General features: G+C 59.7%; 14 protein-coding genes and 1 riboswitch. All 14 genes read right to left on the minus strand.

Translation table 11 applies throughout. The features are described from left to right. Positions 1–43: 43 nt before the first annotated feature. The 14 genes from WDB91_RS00610 to WDB91_RS00675 all read right to left on the minus strand — a co-directional run bounded on the left by WDB91_RS00610 (position 44) and on the right by WDB91_RS00675 (position 16,126). Positions 44–1,087, minus strand: a complete 1,044-nt coding sequence (locus tag WDB91_RS00610) for a hypothetical protein (RefSeq protein ID WP_339113246.1) — start codon at positions 1,085–1,087, stop codon at positions 44–46. A gap of 16 nt (positions 1,088–1,103) precedes the next feature. Continuing rightward, positions 1,104–1,784, minus strand: coding sequence for a hypothetical protein (locus WDB91_RS00615; protein WP_339113247.1), 681 nt, complete (start codon positions 1,782–1,784; stop codon positions 1,104–1,106). Next, on the minus strand, positions 1,781–2,494 hold the full coding sequence (locus tag WDB91_RS00620) for a hypothetical protein (protein WP_339113248.1): 714 nt from the start codon (positions 2,492–2,494) through the stop codon (positions 1,781–1,783). Before WDB91_RS00620 ends, WDB91_RS00615 begins: the two co-directional genes overlap by 4 nt. Before the next feature lie 2 nt (positions 2,495–2,496). Continuing rightward, complete coding sequence (locus WDB91_RS00625; protein WP_339113249.1) at positions 2,497–4,104, minus strand: hypothetical protein; 1,608 nt, start codon at positions 4,102–4,104, stop codon at positions 2,497–2,499. Positions 4,105–4,365: 261 nt separating this feature from the next. Continuing rightward, positions 4,366–4,710, minus strand: coding sequence for a hypothetical protein (locus tag WDB91_RS00630; RefSeq protein ID WP_339113250.1), 345 nt, complete (start codon positions 4,708–4,710; stop codon positions 4,366–4,368). Then, on the minus strand, positions 4,703–5,353 hold the full coding sequence (locus WDB91_RS00635; protein ID WP_339113251.1) for a lysozyme: 651 nt from the start codon (positions 5,351–5,353) through the stop codon (positions 4,703–4,705). The genes WDB91_RS00630 and WDB91_RS00635 overlap by 8 nt, the downstream gene beginning before the upstream one ends. 65 nt (positions 5,354–5,418) lie before the next feature. After that, positions 5,419–6,225, minus strand: coding sequence for a DNA adenine methylase (locus tag WDB91_RS00640; RefSeq protein ID WP_339113252.1), 807 nt, complete (start codon positions 6,223–6,225; stop codon positions 5,419–5,421). Between the two features lie 205 nt (positions 6,226–6,430). Continuing rightward, positions 6,431–6,655 carry a hypothetical protein gene (locus tag WDB91_RS00645; RefSeq protein WP_339113253.1) on the minus strand — a complete coding sequence of 75 codons (225 nt, stop codon included), beginning with the start codon at positions 6,653–6,655 and terminating at the stop codon, positions 6,431–6,433. Between the two features lie 310 nt (positions 6,656–6,965). Continuing rightward, positions 6,966–7,457 (minus strand): hypothetical protein, encoded by a 492-nt coding sequence (locus WDB91_RS00650; RefSeq protein WP_339113254.1) that lies wholly within the window; start codon positions 7,455–7,457, stop codon positions 6,966–6,968. Further along, entirely contained in the window at positions 7,454–7,750 is a 297-nt protein-coding gene (locus WDB91_RS00655) for a hypothetical protein (protein ID WP_339112294.1), read from the minus strand. The genes WDB91_RS00650 and WDB91_RS00655 overlap by 4 nt, the downstream gene beginning before the upstream one ends. A gap of 44 nt (positions 7,751–7,794) precedes the next feature. Beyond that, positions 7,795–8,136, minus strand: a complete 342-nt coding sequence (locus WDB91_RS00660; protein ID WP_339113255.1) for a hypothetical protein — start codon at positions 8,134–8,136, stop codon at positions 7,795–7,797. Between the two features lie 9 nt (positions 8,137–8,145). After that, positions 8,146–9,141 carry a pyocin knob domain-containing protein gene (locus WDB91_RS00665; protein WP_339113256.1) on the minus strand — a complete coding sequence of 332 codons (996 nt, stop codon included), beginning with the start codon at positions 9,139–9,141 and terminating at the stop codon, positions 8,146–8,148. After that, positions 9,141–10,055: a hypothetical protein gene (locus WDB91_RS00670; RefSeq protein WP_339112863.1), complete on the minus strand. Its 915-nt coding sequence runs from the start codon at positions 10,053–10,055 to the stop codon at positions 9,141–9,143. Before WDB91_RS00670 ends, WDB91_RS00665 begins: the two co-directional genes overlap by 1 nt. After that, entirely contained in the window at positions 10,052–16,126 is a 6,075-nt protein-coding gene (locus WDB91_RS00675) for a hypothetical protein (RefSeq protein ID WP_339113257.1), read from the minus strand. The genes WDB91_RS00670 and WDB91_RS00675 overlap by 4 nt, the downstream gene beginning before the upstream one ends. A gap of 223 nt (positions 16,127–16,349) precedes the next feature. Further along, positions 16,350–16,513: riboswitch (yybP-ykoY riboswitch) on the plus strand. Positions 16,514–16,515 lie beyond the last annotated feature (2 nt).

Genomic DNA, 16,515 nt, shown 5'->3' on the forward strand with positions numbered 1-16,515 from the left:
ATCGCCAGAAAAGCCCATAATCGTGATGTCATTTATACGATATTCAGGAGCTAGCTTCTAAGCTTCTGATGATAGACATGAATTTCATCTTGCAGCTTTCTTTAGAACCCTTTGAACGAAGTCGGTTACCATCGGCCCAAGCCCTTTCAGATGATAAAAGCTGATCAAGCTGTCCATCACGCTTTTTAGCCATTTCCAGTCCTAGCTTGCAAAGATACGTGCGTTCGGCAACACCGATAAGCTCTCGGTAATTAACCGGAGCCCTCGGGTATTTATTTGCAGCAATACGGATATATCTGTCGAATGGAAGGAAGACTCTCTGCGCTTCGGCATGCCTTCCTGCAAAAAGCAAAATACCGCCAATCAACAAAATCAAGTTCAATGCATTAGCAGCTCCGACCGGGTACTCCTCCATACCCATAAGAGCATCATTCATAACATCAGAAATCTGGAGAACCACCTCCGTACTTTCCGAGTAAATAGCGAGATGTGCCCAAAAGATAAGGAAGGACGCCCGAACTTCAGCATCTTCGCAGGACATTGCATTATTTAGGTTTTCGGCACAGAATATTTGTGCCCAAGAAATTATCTCCTGATCTTCGTTTTCAATCCCTTGGTAGCCAACGGATACCAAGCATCGAGCCTGTAATTCAAAATTTTCCGGATTCGCTTTGATGGAATTCAACGAAGCAAAGAAACGTGTCGGCAGATGAGTTATTCGCTTTCCCCAGCGGAGATTGCGATTCACCTCAACCATGTTCGAAGACAAGAGCCGATCTAAAAAATAGCGCTCGCTATCGACTGGCAACAGGTAACGCTCATTGTCCTTACTGACGACCACGGCCATTGAAACAACTACTCTTGTCGCATCAAACTCGAATGTCTGTTGTCCTTCACGCCCATCGGTTTTGAATACATCTAAGCTAACGTAGAGGTCCTCGCCATCTTGATAGCTGATAACAAGATGAAGTTCATCTAAATCAACGCTTTTCAGTGACCACGCGATATGGACTCTATTACCGTTAATATTTCCAGCTGTTACTTGACCAATATCTGTATAGTCCAGATCCAAAAAATTAGTGGACATCACACACCTCATTCACTCAGGCAGAGAAACTCTCTACAAAATCTCGGTCATGCATCAAGCTGTTGAGACTACTAACAACTTTAAACCCTTCTTTCTGGGACCACTCCCGCCAGTCGGAGACTTCGCTCCAGTTACTAACGAATATAAAATCAAGACCGCACTCACATGCAGCTTGAAAATCATATTTGCTATCCCCCAACAACACTGCGGGCAGCCGTATGTTGCCAGAAGCTATTTCACGCTGAAGAATGTCGACTTTGGCGTCTGGGCTACCGAATATTCCGGCATCGAAATACTCTGACAGACGCCGCTCCGCGAACACCTCTCTCAACTCGCCTTGAGCTCCCCCAGATGCAACCATCCAAGGAGTATTAGGCAGCCTCTGACGCAGCGTATCTAACGCAGGAGCCACCTCACATTCCATCAATCCGCTACGCACAAAAGAAGCATAGTCTTCTAATAGCTGATCTAGGCCCGGCCCATCGACGCATGATGAATACTGAGGAACTATTACTTCCAAAAAATAACGGAATTTTTCATACCGAGAGATTCCGCCTCGCGATATGTGATACTCAACCAACGCTTCCGCGGCAGCTTCGCCATAAGGAAGTGCCGCCGACCGAAAAGCATCCGTTTTTACGACATTAGAATTTAGGATTACCCCATCGCAATCGAATACGAGTGTCGAGTAGATCATAGTTTCCTGGACCTCTCGTATGTATCCAAGAGATTTTGGGCTACCTCGAAATCGTCCTCCCAATCGATATCGGTTTTTTTGATACCCGTCATTTCATACAAAACAGGATTCTGGCCGATCCGATCGCGCAGCTTCAAATAATTGTCTCGACTGGAAATATAGAACGCATGATTGATTTCATAAAGCGGCGCCAAATCCTGGGTGTTCGGCCATGGGTTAACCTCACGGTCACAATTAATGACACGCTTCGTCGCATCATCCCAAATAAATTGCTGCAGCTTATTTACGCTCATAATGGAGTCATTCTCAGCGGCGTTGATCACGCGAGAAGAATAGATGTCCAAGGCTTCCTTATAATCTCTTTCATCGACGAAAGGGGAAGTTGCATGTAGCCAGAAAATGTGCTCGCCTTCGACCACAGTCGGAACGTAATCGATGAGATCTTGAACCTTAGTGGTAGAGAGGCAAAGCGCTTCCGGTCTCTCTACCAAGCGTAAATTCTTTACGTCGGAAAATTCCTCGAACTGTTGAGCAATAACCTTATCGTTGGTCGACACGATTACTTCTGCCACTGTGTCAGCTAGTTGAACCAGCTGTTCCATCTTATGTTGAAATAAGCTTCGCCCGTCGGGACGAAATGGCCGTGTATTTTTGCCCACTGCACGAGTGCTTCCTGCACGGAGAGGGAAGAAGACAGAAACGTTTTTCATGATCACATCGCGTATATTGAAGTGGATTTAAGTGCTTTGTAGCTCGTGGGAGTTACCGACAGAATTTCAGGAGCCTCGGCGTGCTCGATGTACAGTTGAAGCTGCGCCTCAATTTCATCATTTCGAGCATCGCCCGGCATATATCCGTCGAAACCTGCCATCAGCACACGCCGCGCACGACCACTACTTGCTACGGAAAGAGCATAGGGCAGCACTTGCGAGCTCGGCACAACACAGAACGCTTCATGGAATTCAAAGACGCCCTTTTCCACGGCCATACCAAAATCAAGCAGGGTTTTCCCTGAAAGAGCTGATTGTAATTCCGGACGAAGCATCGATGCCGGCGTGATAAGAGGTTGCGGCAATTCCGTATGCGTTTCGATATCCGCAAGCAGCCGTACCGGATGACAGGCTGCACGCAAATCGATAAGATCGTCGGAAATTGCAGATTGCGTATTCAACGCTATAACTACCGGCCGCTCACGCTTGATGTAGGCCTCGAGAGCCTGCCGGTGTTTGGCAACGCCCGCCCCCGTTCCCAAGATGAGCACATCCTTTTCAGCAATGAGCTCAGCAGGAGACCATTTTCCCTGCGGCTCAGCGACATAGAAATTCCTCGCATCGTGAAGCCGATCCACGCTGAATTTTTTTCCGCCTTCATCACGCAGCTTTTCAATGACCGCGAGGATATCCTCTTCGCTATAGCGCGCATCCGACATCATTTCTTGCACATAAGTCGGATGAATACCGTACTTTCCGGTCAAATAATAATAAGGGTTGCTTCCCCAGCCGCATGCAGCTTTGAGCGGAGCGAAGTAACGATTAATCAACGCCATCAGCGGAACAAGGTTTGCACGTCTGCCACGAAGCGCCTCAGCCTCAATAACGAGTTCCTCTGTTCGCGCATTGCCAGGTCCGCGCCCCATACCTGTGACGGTGGCGTCGAGCCATATAGCGCCTTCTTCAGCCGCCCTCAAAGTATTCGCCAGTGCGAGCCCCATATTGTCGTGCGTGTGGATACCAATCTCGCCACTCCATTCTTCGCGCAGCCATCCTATGATGCGAGCAGTGTCTGCAGGCGACATGCTGCCCATACTATCCGCGAAATAAAGAACCTCGATCGGCCAAGCGCATGCTACTTTTGCTAGATGCACGACTTCTTCTTTAGTCCGATCCGCAATCTGCATGAGATTGAAGCCCACCCGATAGCCGCGCTCTGTCAGCCAACCAACAGCAGGCAATATCCTCTCGAATTCATGATAGTGGCAAGCGAAGCGCACCAGTTCGACCGGAGTCTCCTCAGCCTTCTCCGGGAAAAGACGTTCAAGAGAAGCCTCGAAACCCAAATCGGTAAGAAGATCCGATCCGTTAACCATAACTGAAACGACAAGCCCCTCGGGAATAGAAAGGCTTCTAAGAAAATCGTCAGAGGTATATGCCGTCGCGCCTTTAAAGCCCTTGGTCGAAATGAAGCGAAAACCAAGTTCAACGACATCGACTTGAGCGGCCTTCATTGCGTGAAGGTAATCGCTCACAACATCTGGCGGGAAGTCCCAATTATTGTAGTAGCCACCATCTCGGAAGGTACAATCCAGAACAACTTGCTTCATATCTTATAATATTCCTTACTTAGGCTTCCTCAGCGACGTAGTCCTGACCTGTTTATGGATAGAGCAACGTATTTTCCATCACCAGTCTTTCACTTCCGTCATCGGCACATTCCTGCTACCGTAATTCAAGGCAGACGACACCAAGTCTTAGTCTTTTTCAACCTCATATCCTCCATGGCATGTCTAAGATTTCCGAGACAACTAGCCTGTCACTGCTGAATGCAAAAAATCCGCACGCCTAAAAGACAAATAAAGACTTGATTATAAAGGAGCGCGTGCGGAACTAAAAAGTTTCGCTCCTGCCATTTCTCTCAAAAATTCTTCCGATAGGCTAAAACTATCTATTGCATCCGGTGCAGAGCGTTTGGCGTAATCTAATGTGATTTGTGATAGAGCCTCTTGGCTAGCCATCGGTCCGAGCCGGGCAAGCGCGAGCTGCGCGCCGGTCATCAACGCCGAATGAAGCGCCTCGCGGTGCTTGGCTTCGATCTCGACCCCGAAGCGTTTCTTGGCCTCGGCTGCAACCCAGGCGACGATGCCGGTCACGATTAGCGCTATCAGTTGCATGATATAGGGCGCGACGGTCGATAGGATTGCCTCAGACATTAGTCTTTCCTTTCAAGAAAGCGATCAGAAGATTGATAAGTGGAGGAAGCCATCTGCCATCCACCTCGGACGTAGTGGAAAACGTGACCCGAGTTCCCAAGAGCGCCAGCGCTTCTACTGGCGAGAGGCGCCGGCTGGGCTTCCACACAACATGACGGTCGCGGCCGAGCTGCCAGACAGTGATTGGCGCAGTTGGATAGGTGCCATTTTGAAACAGGTCCCGTTCCGCCGTGCGCCGACCGGTGATCGAAGCCGGCCGCAGCCAGTTCATGATCGCCGCCGCCGCCCCTGCCCGGTCGCCCGCGTTCAGCTTCTTGACCCAATCCGCCCGCGCGATCGCCCCGGTGTTGAAATGGAAACTGACAGCCGCGTCGAATTCATGCTGCTCGACTGGCACGGTGATAGCGCGCTCGACCTCGGCCTCGAACTTTGCCAGATCTTCGCGGAAGATGCGGAATGCCTCGCGCAGCGCCGCATCGAAATCAACGGGCATACCCGCAGGAAGATCAGCCGGATCGATGCCGCCCGCGGCCTTGGTGTGGCCAACATATGCGCTCAGAATGCCTTGGCTGTCGAAGTATGGTCCAGGCACGATACCCTCATGACCGATCAAGGCGATGATACCCTTGTCAGAAGTCTGCATATCATTTCTCCATGAAAAAGCCCCGCCGGATGGGCGGGGCGTGGTAGGGGTTCGAAGGCAGACGCTTAGAGCAAGCGTCCGGCCTCAGAGCGGTTCGAGATGATCAGCTCGCGCGCCTCGGTCGCGCCTTTGGCCGAGACGCTGTATTTGAGCGCCACCTCCTCGAACTCGAAGCCCGCGAAGGTCTCGCGGATCTCGGGCGTGTCATTGATCGACAGCACGAAGCTGCCCTTGATCTGGCCGAGCTGCTCGGCCATGCGGGCGAACTGGGCGCGATCGAAGATGTTCTTCCCGTAATCATTCTCGCCGCCGTAATAGGGCGGATCGAGGTAGAAGAGGCTCCCCGCGCTGTCATAACGGCGCACCAGCTCGGACCAGTCGAGACACTCGAAGACCACGCCCTCGAGCCGCTCATGCGCATCCTCGAGAAGCGGCCCGATCCGCGAGAGCGAGAACCGCGCCCGATCGGTCGCGACCCCGAAAACCCCGCCCAGCTGCCCGCCAAATGCCAGCCGCTGCAGGTAGAGGAAACGCGCCGCCCGTTCGAGATCGGTCAGGGTCTCGGGCGGCTGCGTCCGGAGCCGCTCGAACTCGCGGCGTGAGACGATCTGGAACTTCATCACCTCCATCAGCTGGGGATAATGGCGCTGCAGGATCCGGAAGAGATTGACGATCTCGCCGTTGATGTCGTTGGCCACCTCGAGCTTGGGCTTAAAACGCCGGCGCAGGAACACGCCCCCCATGCCCACGAAGGGCTCGATATAGGCGTGATGGTTGATCGCCTCGATCTTCTGCACGAGACGTGCGGACAGATGTTTCTTGCCGCCCAGCCACGGTGCAACGGGTTGGGCGCTTTTGACTTGATTATACATATGATTCTGCTTGATACGGCGCCCGCCCTCTCGGGGGTCAGGCGACCAGTCTTGCAGTAGCTTGGGTCGGTGCGGTTTAGTTGACGCTAGTCGCACGGTCGGGGTGTTACAGCACCCCGGCCCCTGAAAGGGGCAAAATAAAAGCCCCGCTCAATGGCGGGGCTTGGGTATCATTGAAGCGACGAAGCTCTAGCGAGGCAGCCGGTCAGACGTCCCGGCGGATCACGATGATCGGCTGGGTCTGGATCGCGAAAGACCCGTTTTTCAGGTCATGCACAGCAGTGCCATCCTCCAGCGAGAAGCTCTGCGCTCCCCTGATGCTGAGGGCCTTGCCCGAAGGCAGTGTGCGTGTGGTTTTTGGCTGCCAAGTCTGGACGGTGTAGCGTTTGCCCAGAGAGTCCTGGCAGACGAAAGTATCTGTCATCTGCATATCGACTCATGTCCTTATCTGAGAGCCCCACGCTAACATGATCTCATGTTAATAAATAGCCTCCTTATGATTTTCGCCAAATGCGGGAAAATTCCCCGACATCCTCCTTGAATTTCTCCCTTCCGAATTCCATCTGAAGGTTATCCCCTGTTGGACTTCAGCGCGGTTCTGTCTCCGTCACAGATCCGCGCTTCTTTTATGCGGCACTGTCTTTTTGGACAGATTGCCCGGAAACCCGACATGGCTTATAGTTAAAGGGTGACAAGTTTCGGGCGCGGGACCACTCACGGTTTCTGTTCTACCGCGCCCACTACCTCCCCTCCCATTTCCCCTCCACAAACAGATTCACCTGCACGGTCTTCTCGCGCGGGCATTGGTGATAGGCCCAGAGCTCGTAACGCTCGGGGATGGCCTTTTCGGCCGGCCAGACGATCTCCCATGGGCCCCAGGGCTGTTTGAGGCGATTGGGGGGACGCGAGCCGGGCGGGCGGAGGTCTTCCTCACCCGAGGTATCGACCACCGCGCGGTAGCTGGTGCCACCGATCACCACATAGGCCGCGAGCCCGCGATACTCGCAGCGGCGCTTGATCATATCGCCCATCAGCTGCAGCCCCTCGGGCGTCACGCTCGCGGAGGTCACGGTCACCGCCACAAAGGGCGTCTGACCGGTGAAGTCGCGCCAGGGCCGCGAGGATTGCGCCTGCCGGATCCATGGCTCGGCCACGGCCAGCACGGTGATCGCGGCCAGCACCCAGATCGGCAGGCGGTTGGCACGGATGGCGGTTTTGATATGGTCGCTCATTTGCCGCCCCCCAGCTTCTTGCGGATCATGTCCTTGAGGAAATCGCGATCGCGGACCATGGCGGTGAGCACATCGAGCACGATGAGCCCGACCGACATGATGGCCACCGCCGCCAGCACCTCGGAGCCGCGCACATAGGGCGCGACCGAGGGCGAGAGGCCCACGGTCAGGAAGGCGCTGGCGGCCGTCTTGGCGAGGCGCTTGACGAGCGGCTCGCGTTCGGCGTCGCGGGTGGCGACATAGATCACCATCCCCGCCAGCACCGCCCAGTATTCGATAGGTTTGGAAAACATGCGCCCCTCGCTTCGCTCATAAAAAATCCCGCCTCTCGGGCGGGTCATCCTGCATCTTCTGTGCTGGTCTCTTCTGGCTCAGGCGCGGGCGGCGCCGGCAGCGGCACCGGCCCGCTGGCCACCGTGACAGGATCGGGAAAGCGCTGCGCCCCGGAGGCATTATCGCCGATCGGCAGGAGCAGCGTGACGGTCCATTCGCCATCCACCTGAGTGGCGCTCTGGATGTAGCCCCCGCCGATGATCATGTCGTTATCGGGATCGGTCTTCAGGGTGGTGAGATCGTACTCGATCCCGTTGATGGCGAGCACCTCGCCCTTGACCGAGAGAGACACCAGTTCGTAATCGGTGCCGGGGCTGCGCACGATCGGTGAGAATATGATTTGCATGATGGCTCCTTATTTCCAGCGCCCGGTCGCGCGCACATGAACCTGACAGGTGTCGCCGGAAGCAAAGCTCACCCCGGATGTGCCTGCGCGATAGAGAAAGATCTCCGTGGAGGTGGTGCTCGGGGCCCGCACACCGATATTGCTCAGACTGGTCAACCCGACCTCCGAGGATATCAGCGTTTCCGACTGAAGCGTTGCTTCGCAGACCGGTGAGGCCGTGAAGGCCGCGGGGTAGGTCCATGTACCTTTCAACCTTTGGGCCTGATCGTAATACAGGGACTTGAGCAACCAGCATTGCTGTGTGCCGTCAGGATGCCGGACATAAGCACCATTCGAGTTGGAACCGTATTCCGTAAAAAGCCGGACCCATTCGCCCCATGTGCCACTATAGCGGAGACGACGCCACGCCCGCCCCTGCGCTCCCGGATAGGGGTAGGTCTGGAAGAAGTCCTGATACACTGTGCCAGCGTTATTTCCACGGGTGATCAGAAGCCCGAGGTTCGCCTCCTCCGGCAGATCATCCGTCGATCCGTAGCTGGTACAGCTCACGCCCGCCGGGATATCATCGATGCTCGTAATCCCCAGAGCGGACATCGTCGGAAACGGCCCGAGGATACCGTTATCCCCAACCTTCAGCAGGCGCTGCGGCGTGGTATCCAGATCGGATTGCGTGATCCCCGTCCCTGCCAGCACCCCGCCCGACGCCTTCAAGGTGCCGCTCTGGCCCATGAGGCTGCGCCCATCTGCCGTGAGATCCGCCATGGCCATCGCACCCGCCCCCGTGAAGTAGGGCAGCTTGTTCGCCGCCCCGTTCAGATGCGCGAAGGCCGCGATATTGTCCGAGGGCACATCGCCGATCATCGTCTCGATCCAGTCGCCCATGCCCTGCATGTATTCGCCCATGACGGGGAACCAGCCGAGGAAGCCTTGAGCCTTGGCCGCAAAGCTCGGGTCGCCGAGGATCGGGGCCTCGTTGGGTGGTGGGGTATAGGTGGGTTTTGCCATCAGGCCACTCCTGTCAGGGTAAGGGTTGCAATCGTGCGCCCGCCGCCCGAAAGCGCGGGGAAGAAGTCATCGGCCACGCCATAGACGGCGAGGGCGAAGGGCGTCATACCGTCGCCCGGGTAGAAGTAAGCGGGTGCGCCGCGCGCCTGCTCGAGCGCGCGCTGGATCCGGCGATTGGCGGCCGTGTCAAAGGCCAGCTGCCATTCGGCCTTGCGGGCCGTCGGGCGTTTGACGATCGAGACATTGCCATAGTCATCGGTCTCGCGGCGGGAGTAATCGGTAAAGCCCGAGCGCGAGCCATCGAGCACATCACCCAGATATTCCCCCCGCCCCATGACGATCTCGGCCACCGAGGCCGTGCCGCCCGGATTGGAGATGGTGATCTCGAGCGTGAAGCCCGAGAGCGCGCCCAGATCGACAAAGACCTGCTCGGGGTCGAAACTATCCTCATAGGTGAAGAAGTCGGCCCAGCTCTGGATCTGGCTTGTGTCGAGGAGATCGGCCGTACGGTCATAGACCACGCCGCCCCCCGCATCGCGGATCACCACCTGCAGCGAGATCGCGACCAGATCGATGAAGGCGATCGCATCGACCCGCGCGGGGAGCCCCAGCGTATAGGTGATGCTCTCCCCCCGCGTGGTGGCCTGCCCCAGCGTGGCATCGAACGCCCGCCAGCGATTGGTCGAGCCGACCTCCACCCAGTAATCTCCGGCATTACTGCCCGAGACCGGATGCACGCCGGATCCGGGGGCGAGGGCCTCATAGATGCGATGGGTGGCGGTGAGGATCACCCGATCGCCCACCGCATAAGAGGTGCCCGAGGCCCAGTTGCCATAGTCATCCTCGGATACGTTCGAGGCCTGCATGTTCCCCGCGCCCAAAGGCACGGGGATGATCATCAGGGCTTGCGTCATTGCGTCTCGGCCTCCCGCCGTTCTTCGATCATACGCAGCTTGCGCATGTCATTGGTGCCACTCAGTCCGAGCTGGCGCTGTTCGGTGCGCATACCGGCCAGTTCTTCGCGCAACGCCTTCACCTCGGCCAGAAGCGCCGTGTCAGCGCCCTGCCCGCCGCCGTTACCACCCGAAAGCATCCGGCGGGTCTGATCGGCCGACCAGATCCGGCTCGCGCCCGTGGCCTCGATCTCGGGGCCCTTCTCACCCACGAGCCTGAGCCCGCCTGTATGCAGGCCACCCGCTGCAAATTGCGGGATCTCGATATCGACGCCGAGATCGCGCAGCGCGCGGGCCGCTTCCTGCAGCGAGGTCTCGAGCGCCTGTTCTTTCAGGTCACTCGCGGCCGCCGCATCATTGAGGCGGGTGGCGTAGGCCATCGCCTGCTCATAGGCACTGGTGTTGAGCTGCGCGACGATGGCATTGTAGGTCGCCCGGTCCTCCTTCCGGTCGAGCATGACCAGCTGCTTTTTACTGTCCTGCGCGCTGAATGTCTTGTTGCCCACCTGATAGGAGGCCAGTGCGGCCAGCCCGCCCGAGGACCATGTCGAGAGCTTGCTCGGGGCCCCCACCGCCTGATCCGGCGTGAAGTTGGCCAGCTGGTCCATCAGGCTGTCATAGCTCGCCTGTGCCGCGGCCACCTGCGCCTGTTTCTGCTGCGCTTTCAGCAGATCGCTCTGTGCCTCCACTGCGCTCCGAAGGCCACCTAAGCTCGCACGCAGCCCCACCATGCTGGCCCGCGCCGCCTCCATCGGCGCCTTGACCGAGTTGGTCATCAGGTTGGCAAAGGCCGAGCTTGGATCAAAGCGGAAGGACCCACCCAATGTGATCCGGCCCGAGCTTGCCCCCGAGACCGCCGCCAGCAGGCTCTTCTGCTGCGCGGTGAGCCCCGAGAGATCGACCGTGCCCTTCAGCGTGCGGGTCAGTGTCCCGCTCGCCGCCCTGAGCATGCGGATCTGGTCGCCCGAGAGCGAGCCCAGCCGCATCGTGCCCACGATGATGCGCGAGACGGTGAGCGCCGCGCTCGAGAGCGCCGCCCGCTGATCGGCCGAGAGGTTAGAGGCAAAGGCGGCGCGGATGGTGATCGCCCGCGCGGCCGATGTATTGGCGTTCAAGAGCAGCGCCTTGATCTGCGCCGATTGATTGCCCGCCAGCACGCCCGTGATCTGCGCGATATAGCCGCCCTGCTGCGTGAGCAGGATCCGGCGCTGATCGGCGGTGAGCCCCTTCGAGAAGGCCGCCTCGATCATCGCCGCATAGCTGCCCTGCCCGGCAAAGACGAGCTGCCGCAGATCGCCGGTGATCCCTTTGCCCAAAGCCGCATTCACCGTCACCGCATAGGCGCCGAGATTGCCGAGCGCGAGTTTGACCGCCCGCGTATCCGCCTTGGAGGACAGCGCCACATTCACCACCCGCGCCAACTCGCTATTGCCGGCCAGCGCCACCCGCATGGTCTCTGCATCAAGCTTGCGGCCCGTCAGCAGGTTCACCGTCTTCTGCAGCTTCGACGTCGTGGCCAGCGCCAATGACCAGACCTTGGCCTGCGGTGTGCGCCCGAGCTGGAAGTCGAGCACACGCGTGAAGGCTTTGGCCGTATCGAGGGCCAGCGTCTGCACCCGCCCCGAGGGCAGCGCGCCCGCCACGATCGACAGGCTGCGCCGGAAGCCCGACGGATCGTCGAGCGCCAGTGCCTGCACTCGGGAGGAGACCAGCTGGCCCGAGACCAGATTCAGGATCCGGCGGAACTCCTCCGCCTCGCCCAGGGCCAGCTTCTGCACGGTGCCCGAGACCGACTGCCCGACACGGAAGTTGATCACCTTGTCGAGCGCGTCGATATCGTTGAACACGATCGCCCGCAGATCCGCCGGCAGGCTCTGTGCCACCCAGCGGATCGATTTGAGAAGGCTCGAGGCATCCTCGAGCGCCAGCGCCTGCAGGTCCGCAGGCAGCAGCGTCCCCGACATATAGCTGATGGTCTTGACCAGCGTATCGGCCGAGGTGAGCGCCAGATCGAGAAGATCTCCGCTGATCTGCCCCTGATCCGCGATCAGGCTGATCGTCTTCACATGTTCCGAGGCCCCGGTCAGCGCGAGCCATTTCTGGTCGGCCGAGAGGTCGGATCGGGTGATGAAGTCGACATAGCGGGTGACACCCGCCGCGCTATCGGAAAGCATCGCCTTCAGATAGTCGGGGATCTTGGCGTCCTCGACCACATCAATGGCCAGATCGATCTGCTTTTGCAGGCTGGCATAGTTGATCTCCGCAGCCGCCGTGATGGCCTCATCAAGGCTCCCAAGCTGGGTCTCGAGTGTGGTGATCTGCTCCTCGCTCAGCGCATTGCCGGCCGCCAGATAGTCCCGCGCCTCGGTCATCAGATCGACCTGATTTTGGGTCAGGCTCGCAATCGCTTCGGACTTCGCCCCCTCGATCTGGGCGATGCCTTCCACCTGCCCCAGATCCGAGGCGACGCGCGCCTGGGCGCGGGCCACATCGAGCGCGCTGGTGGCCGTGGCCGCGACCCGATCGAGATAGGTCTGCGCCACACCAATGAGCCCGCTTGTGGCATCGAGATCGCCCGCCTTGGCCGAAGCGAGCGTGGACTGGTACCGCGCGGCCGAGAAGGCCAGTGCGGATTGCGGTGAGGTCATGGCCGAGGCGGTCCCCCGCATCTCGGCCACGAATTCGGCGATGCTGTCGGCCGCCTTATACCAGTTGGTCGCCGCCTGCGCCGAGGCCTGTTGCGCGGCCGTATAGGCGGTGATCGCGCCATCGAGCGAGGTCGAGACCTGCCCCGAGAGCGCCTCGATCTGCGCGGTGAAGGAGGCCACCTGCGGCAGGATCTCGTCAAAGACGCCCGCCATGCCGACCAGCGTCGCCCAGAGTTCGCGGCCGCCTTCGGTGGTCAGATCCATCGCATCGACCAGCGCGCGATACTGATCGCGGCTCTGGGGCATTGCGATCCCCATCTCGGCCAGTGCTTCCGTTGTCTGGCGGGTGAGCGTGGCGAGCCGCTCGCTCTCGGAATAGACCGCCTCGTAATAGCTACTGACAGCCGTGCCGAACGCCTCATCGCCGCCAAAGAGCTGCGTGAGCTGGCTGGCCATATCGGCGCCGATCAGCCCCGTCGCGCGGAAGGCATTGCCCAGCGTATCCATCGCGGCATTCACCGTTTGCAGCGCCGAGGCCAGGCGGTTGATGGTCTCCATCGCCCCCTCGCCCGAAGCCGAGAACGCCTCGAGCCCCGTGACTTGCTTCGCATAGGCATCGCCCAGCTCGGTGAGCCTGTCCTGCAGCACTTCCAGCGCCTCGTCTTCCGAGAGCCCTTTGGTCGAAAACTTCAGCTCATAGGCAAAGCCGTCGAACGCCTCGGCGCCAATATCCAAGGCAGAGGCCGCGACGGCAATGCTGTCCTGCACGCCATAAACGGCCTGCGTAATCGGATCCGCGATCTCGGAAGAGGCTGCCGAGTAATTCGTGCGCTTCGATTTGGAGAGGCCCCAGAAGCGCGACTTCTCGATCCGTTCATAGGTCTGCACCGTCACATCGCTCCCGCCGATTAGCGCGCGGATACCGGTGTCGAGCACCTTGGTCTTGCCGATCAGCCCCGAGATCAGAAAGCCCACCGCCGCCACCGGCAGCGCGATCGCCCCGATCGCGGCCGAGAGACCGGCAATCCCCGACGTGGCCCCGCCCAGCACGGAGGTGAGATAGGTGCCCGCCGCCGCCAACCCGCCGCCCGCGCCGGTGAGGCTGGTGATCAGCCCGCCCGCGCCCGAGATGAAGGCATTGACCGAGGTGCCGATAACACCTGCGAGCCCCAGCCCGCTGGTGGCGATCGAGCCCAGACTGCCGCCGGGCATCACGCCCGTGGCCGCTGTTCCCGCCGCTGCCGTGCCGGCCACGCCCGAGACCGAGCCCGTGACGCCCATCGCCACCAGAATGCGGTTCTTGGCCGCCGTGGCGATCATCTGTTTGAGCCAGGATTTGAACATATCGCCAATGCTCCCCAAAGTGGTCCGGAACCCCGTGAAGAGCCCGTCGACCAGCGTGTCAGTCAGTTCGCCCACCAGCGGCAGGCTATCGGCCAGATCGGCATTGAGCTGCGCCATGGCCTTCTGGACTTCCTCGGGCGTGAGGAGTCCTTCCTTCGCCAGAGTGTTGAGTTCGCCCAGCTCGCGGCGATAGCGGTTCATCGGATCGATCAGATCGCGCCAGCGCTCGGCCTCTTTCGCCTGCGCCTTCTCGAGCTTTTGCGCGGCCTTCAGCCCCGCCGTGCCCGCTTTGGTCGAGGCCTTTTGCGCGGCCGTCACCTGATCGAGCGTCGCGAGCTTGTCGGACATGGTTTTGATCTGCGCCTGATCGATGGCAAGCCGCGCATCGGCGGCCAAAGCATCCTCGCCCGCGGCCACCGCCGCATCGCGCCGCGCCTGAGCTTCCAGCTCGAGCCCCGCGATCCGCGTGGCATTGGCCACATTCTGCCTGTTCCGCGTGGCCTCGATCTGTACATCGAGCGTTCTGATCTGCGCATCGAGATTGGCCGAGAAGCCGGTCGCCGCCGCCATGGCCGAGGCCAGACGCTGCGCGGCATCGGCGGCACTATTGAGGCCCACCGGCAGATTGGCCGCAATCTTCTCCGCCTGATCAGCATAGCCCGCAAGCCGCAGCGCCTCGATCGCCGTTTGCGCTGCCGCCGAGGCCGCCTCCTGAAGGTCAGGCGGAATGCGGCCCGCGCTATCCTTCACCGACATCAGCACCTGTGTCAGGTCCTTCGCCCCTGCCGCCACCTGATCGACATCGCCCGAATTGATCTTGGCCAGCGCATCGGCCACGCCGCGCGCCTCGACAATCGTCAGCCCGAACTGGCTCTGCAGCTGGCGAATGCTGGTCTGCGCCATGGTCAGGAAATCCTCACGCAGCGCGCCGCCCGCCTGACGTGTCGCGGCATCGAACTGGTCGACCTGCACCACCAGATCGGCAAAGCGGGTGCGCAGGGACTCGGTCGAGGCATCGAGATCATTCATCGCCTTCAGCTGCGCCAGATCCAGCATCGCGAGGTTCATCTCGCGCGCGGCTTCGGCATTGAGCCCGAACTCCTTGCGCAAAGCGGCCATCGGGATCGCTGCCACATCGAGGGCAGACCGCAGATCGCCGAGCGAGCCTTCGAGATCATCGACCGCCTCGCCCATATCCTTGGCCTTGCGGCCAAAATCGCCAAGCATCGGCAGCACCACAGCACCCACCGCCACCAGCGTCCCCAGAGCCGAGCCTATCATCGCCAGCTTCCCCGAGAAGCCCAAAGCGCCCAGAAGCTGCGGCGCCTGCATCGCAAAAGCCCGCATCACATCGGTGCCGCCTGCGATCTGCACGAAGAAGTCCTGCACCTGGAAGGAGGCATTGGAAAACGCCGAGGACATCCGCCCCGAGATCCCGCCCGTGCGCTGCATCACGCCGCTTGTGGCCGAGAGCTGCTCGCCCAGAAGCCGCAGCGTATTGGCCCGCGCGCGGTCATCGACCACCCCCGCGGCTTGGGCGGCATTGAGCACCTCCACCGCCTGCTTATAACGCTGCGAGGTAGCATAGAGCGGGTCGACCGAGGCCCGCAGGTTCTCGTAGCTGCGCGCGGCATTTTGCGCCGTGCGCGCGGCTTCCGCCTGCGCCGCCTCGCCCGCCCGTGCCGCCTGTGCTGCCCGATCGGACGCCGAGGCCACGCCGAGATATTTGGCCGCCGCCTGCTCGAGCACCTGATTGGCCGCGCGCTGGCTCGCCACTCCGCTCTCCACAAACCCCGCCACCTGACGCTGCACATCCGCATAACGCTGGCTCGCGGCAAAGGCCGGATCGATCGAGGCGCGCAGCTGGTCAAACGACCGCGCCGCCTTCACCTCCACCGAATTGCGCACCCCCGCCCAGGCCTGATTGATATTGCCCGCCATCTTCTGCGCCTCGGCACTCGCCGCCCGCGCCCCCGACTGGAACTGGCTCAGGTCCAGCCCGAGCCTCGCCTGCATCGCACCCATCTGGCCCATCGCCATGGCACACCTCTTTTGAATGGAAAAAGGGGCAGACCGTGAGGTCCGCCCCTTGGGGTTGGTTGGGATAGTCCCGAAAGCCCGCCTGCCTGAATTCCGGCAGACGGGCCTGTTTCCCGAGCGCAATCCAAAGGTAGGAAATATAGCTAAGGCTATGAATATGCTGTTTTATCAGCCGAATGGCCATTTTCGCTCGATCCGCGGTTGACAGCTCGCGCCCCTGCCGCCAATTGGGAGGCATCGGGGAGTAGCGACCGCGCGAGCGGAGGCACGTCAACATTCTCGCGGCGATACCGCGTGGCGTGTCTGATCCATCGGGATTTTGCGAGACCGTGGCGATCGGACTCTGCGGGCGGGGTCTGTCCTTCGCCCGGCAAGCCCTTGAGGATCAC

It is taken from the genome of Thioclava sp. GXIMD2076 (genome assembly GCF_037949795.1).
GTDB classification, from domain to species: Bacteria; Pseudomonadota; Alphaproteobacteria; order Rhodobacterales; family Rhodobacteraceae; genus Thioclava; species Thioclava kandeliae.

Excerpts from the sequence above, each read along its gene's own strand:
- WDB91_RS00610 (WP_339113246.1), bottom strand. The coding sequence starts at position 1,087 with ATGTCCACTAATTTTTTGGATCTGGACTATACAGATATTGGTCAAGTA.
- WDB91_RS00615 (WP_339113247.1), bottom strand. The coding sequence starts at position 1,784 with ATGATCTACTCGACACTCGTATTCGATTGCGATGGGGTAATCCTAAAT.
- WDB91_RS00620 (WP_339113248.1), bottom strand. The coding sequence starts at position 2,494 with ATGAAAAACGTTTCTGTCTTCTTCCCTCTCCGTGCAGGAAGCACTCGT.
- WDB91_RS00625 (WP_339113249.1), bottom strand. The coding sequence starts at position 4,104 with ATGAAGCAAGTTGTTCTGGATTGTACCTTCCGAGATGGTGGCTACTAC.
- WDB91_RS00630 (WP_339113250.1), bottom strand. The coding sequence starts at position 4,710 with ATGTCTGAGGCAATCCTATCGACCGTCGCGCCCTATATCATGCAACTG.
- WDB91_RS00635 (WP_339113251.1), bottom strand. The coding sequence starts at position 5,353 with ATGCAGACTTCTGACAAGGGTATCATCGCCTTGATCGGTCATGAGGGT.
- WDB91_RS00640 (WP_339113252.1), bottom strand. The coding sequence starts at position 6,225 with ATGTATAATCAAGTCAAAAGCGCCCAACCCGTTGCACCGTGGCTGGGC.
- WDB91_RS00645 (WP_339113253.1), bottom strand. The coding sequence starts at position 6,655 with ATGCAGATGACAGATACTTTCGTCTGCCAGGACTCTCTGGGCAAACGC.
- WDB91_RS00650 (WP_339113254.1), bottom strand. The coding sequence starts at position 7,457 with ATGAGCGACCATATCAAAACCGCCATCCGTGCCAACCGCCTGCCGATC.
- WDB91_RS00655 (WP_339112294.1), bottom strand. The coding sequence starts at position 7,750 with ATGTTTTCCAAACCTATCGAATACTGGGCGGTGCTGGCGGGGATGGTG.
- WDB91_RS00660 (WP_339113255.1), bottom strand. The coding sequence starts at position 8,136 with ATGCAAATCATATTCTCACCGATCGTGCGCAGCCCCGGCACCGATTAC.
- WDB91_RS00665 (WP_339113256.1), bottom strand. The coding sequence starts at position 9,141 with ATGGCAAAACCCACCTATACCCCACCACCCAACGAGGCCCCGATCCTC.
- WDB91_RS00670 (WP_339112863.1), bottom strand. The coding sequence starts at position 10,055 with ATGACGCAAGCCCTGATGATCATCCCCGTGCCTTTGGGCGCGGGGAAC.
- WDB91_RS00675 (WP_339113257.1), bottom strand. The coding sequence starts at position 16,126 with ATGGCGATGGGCCAGATGGGTGCGATGCAGGCGAGGCTCGGGCTGGAC.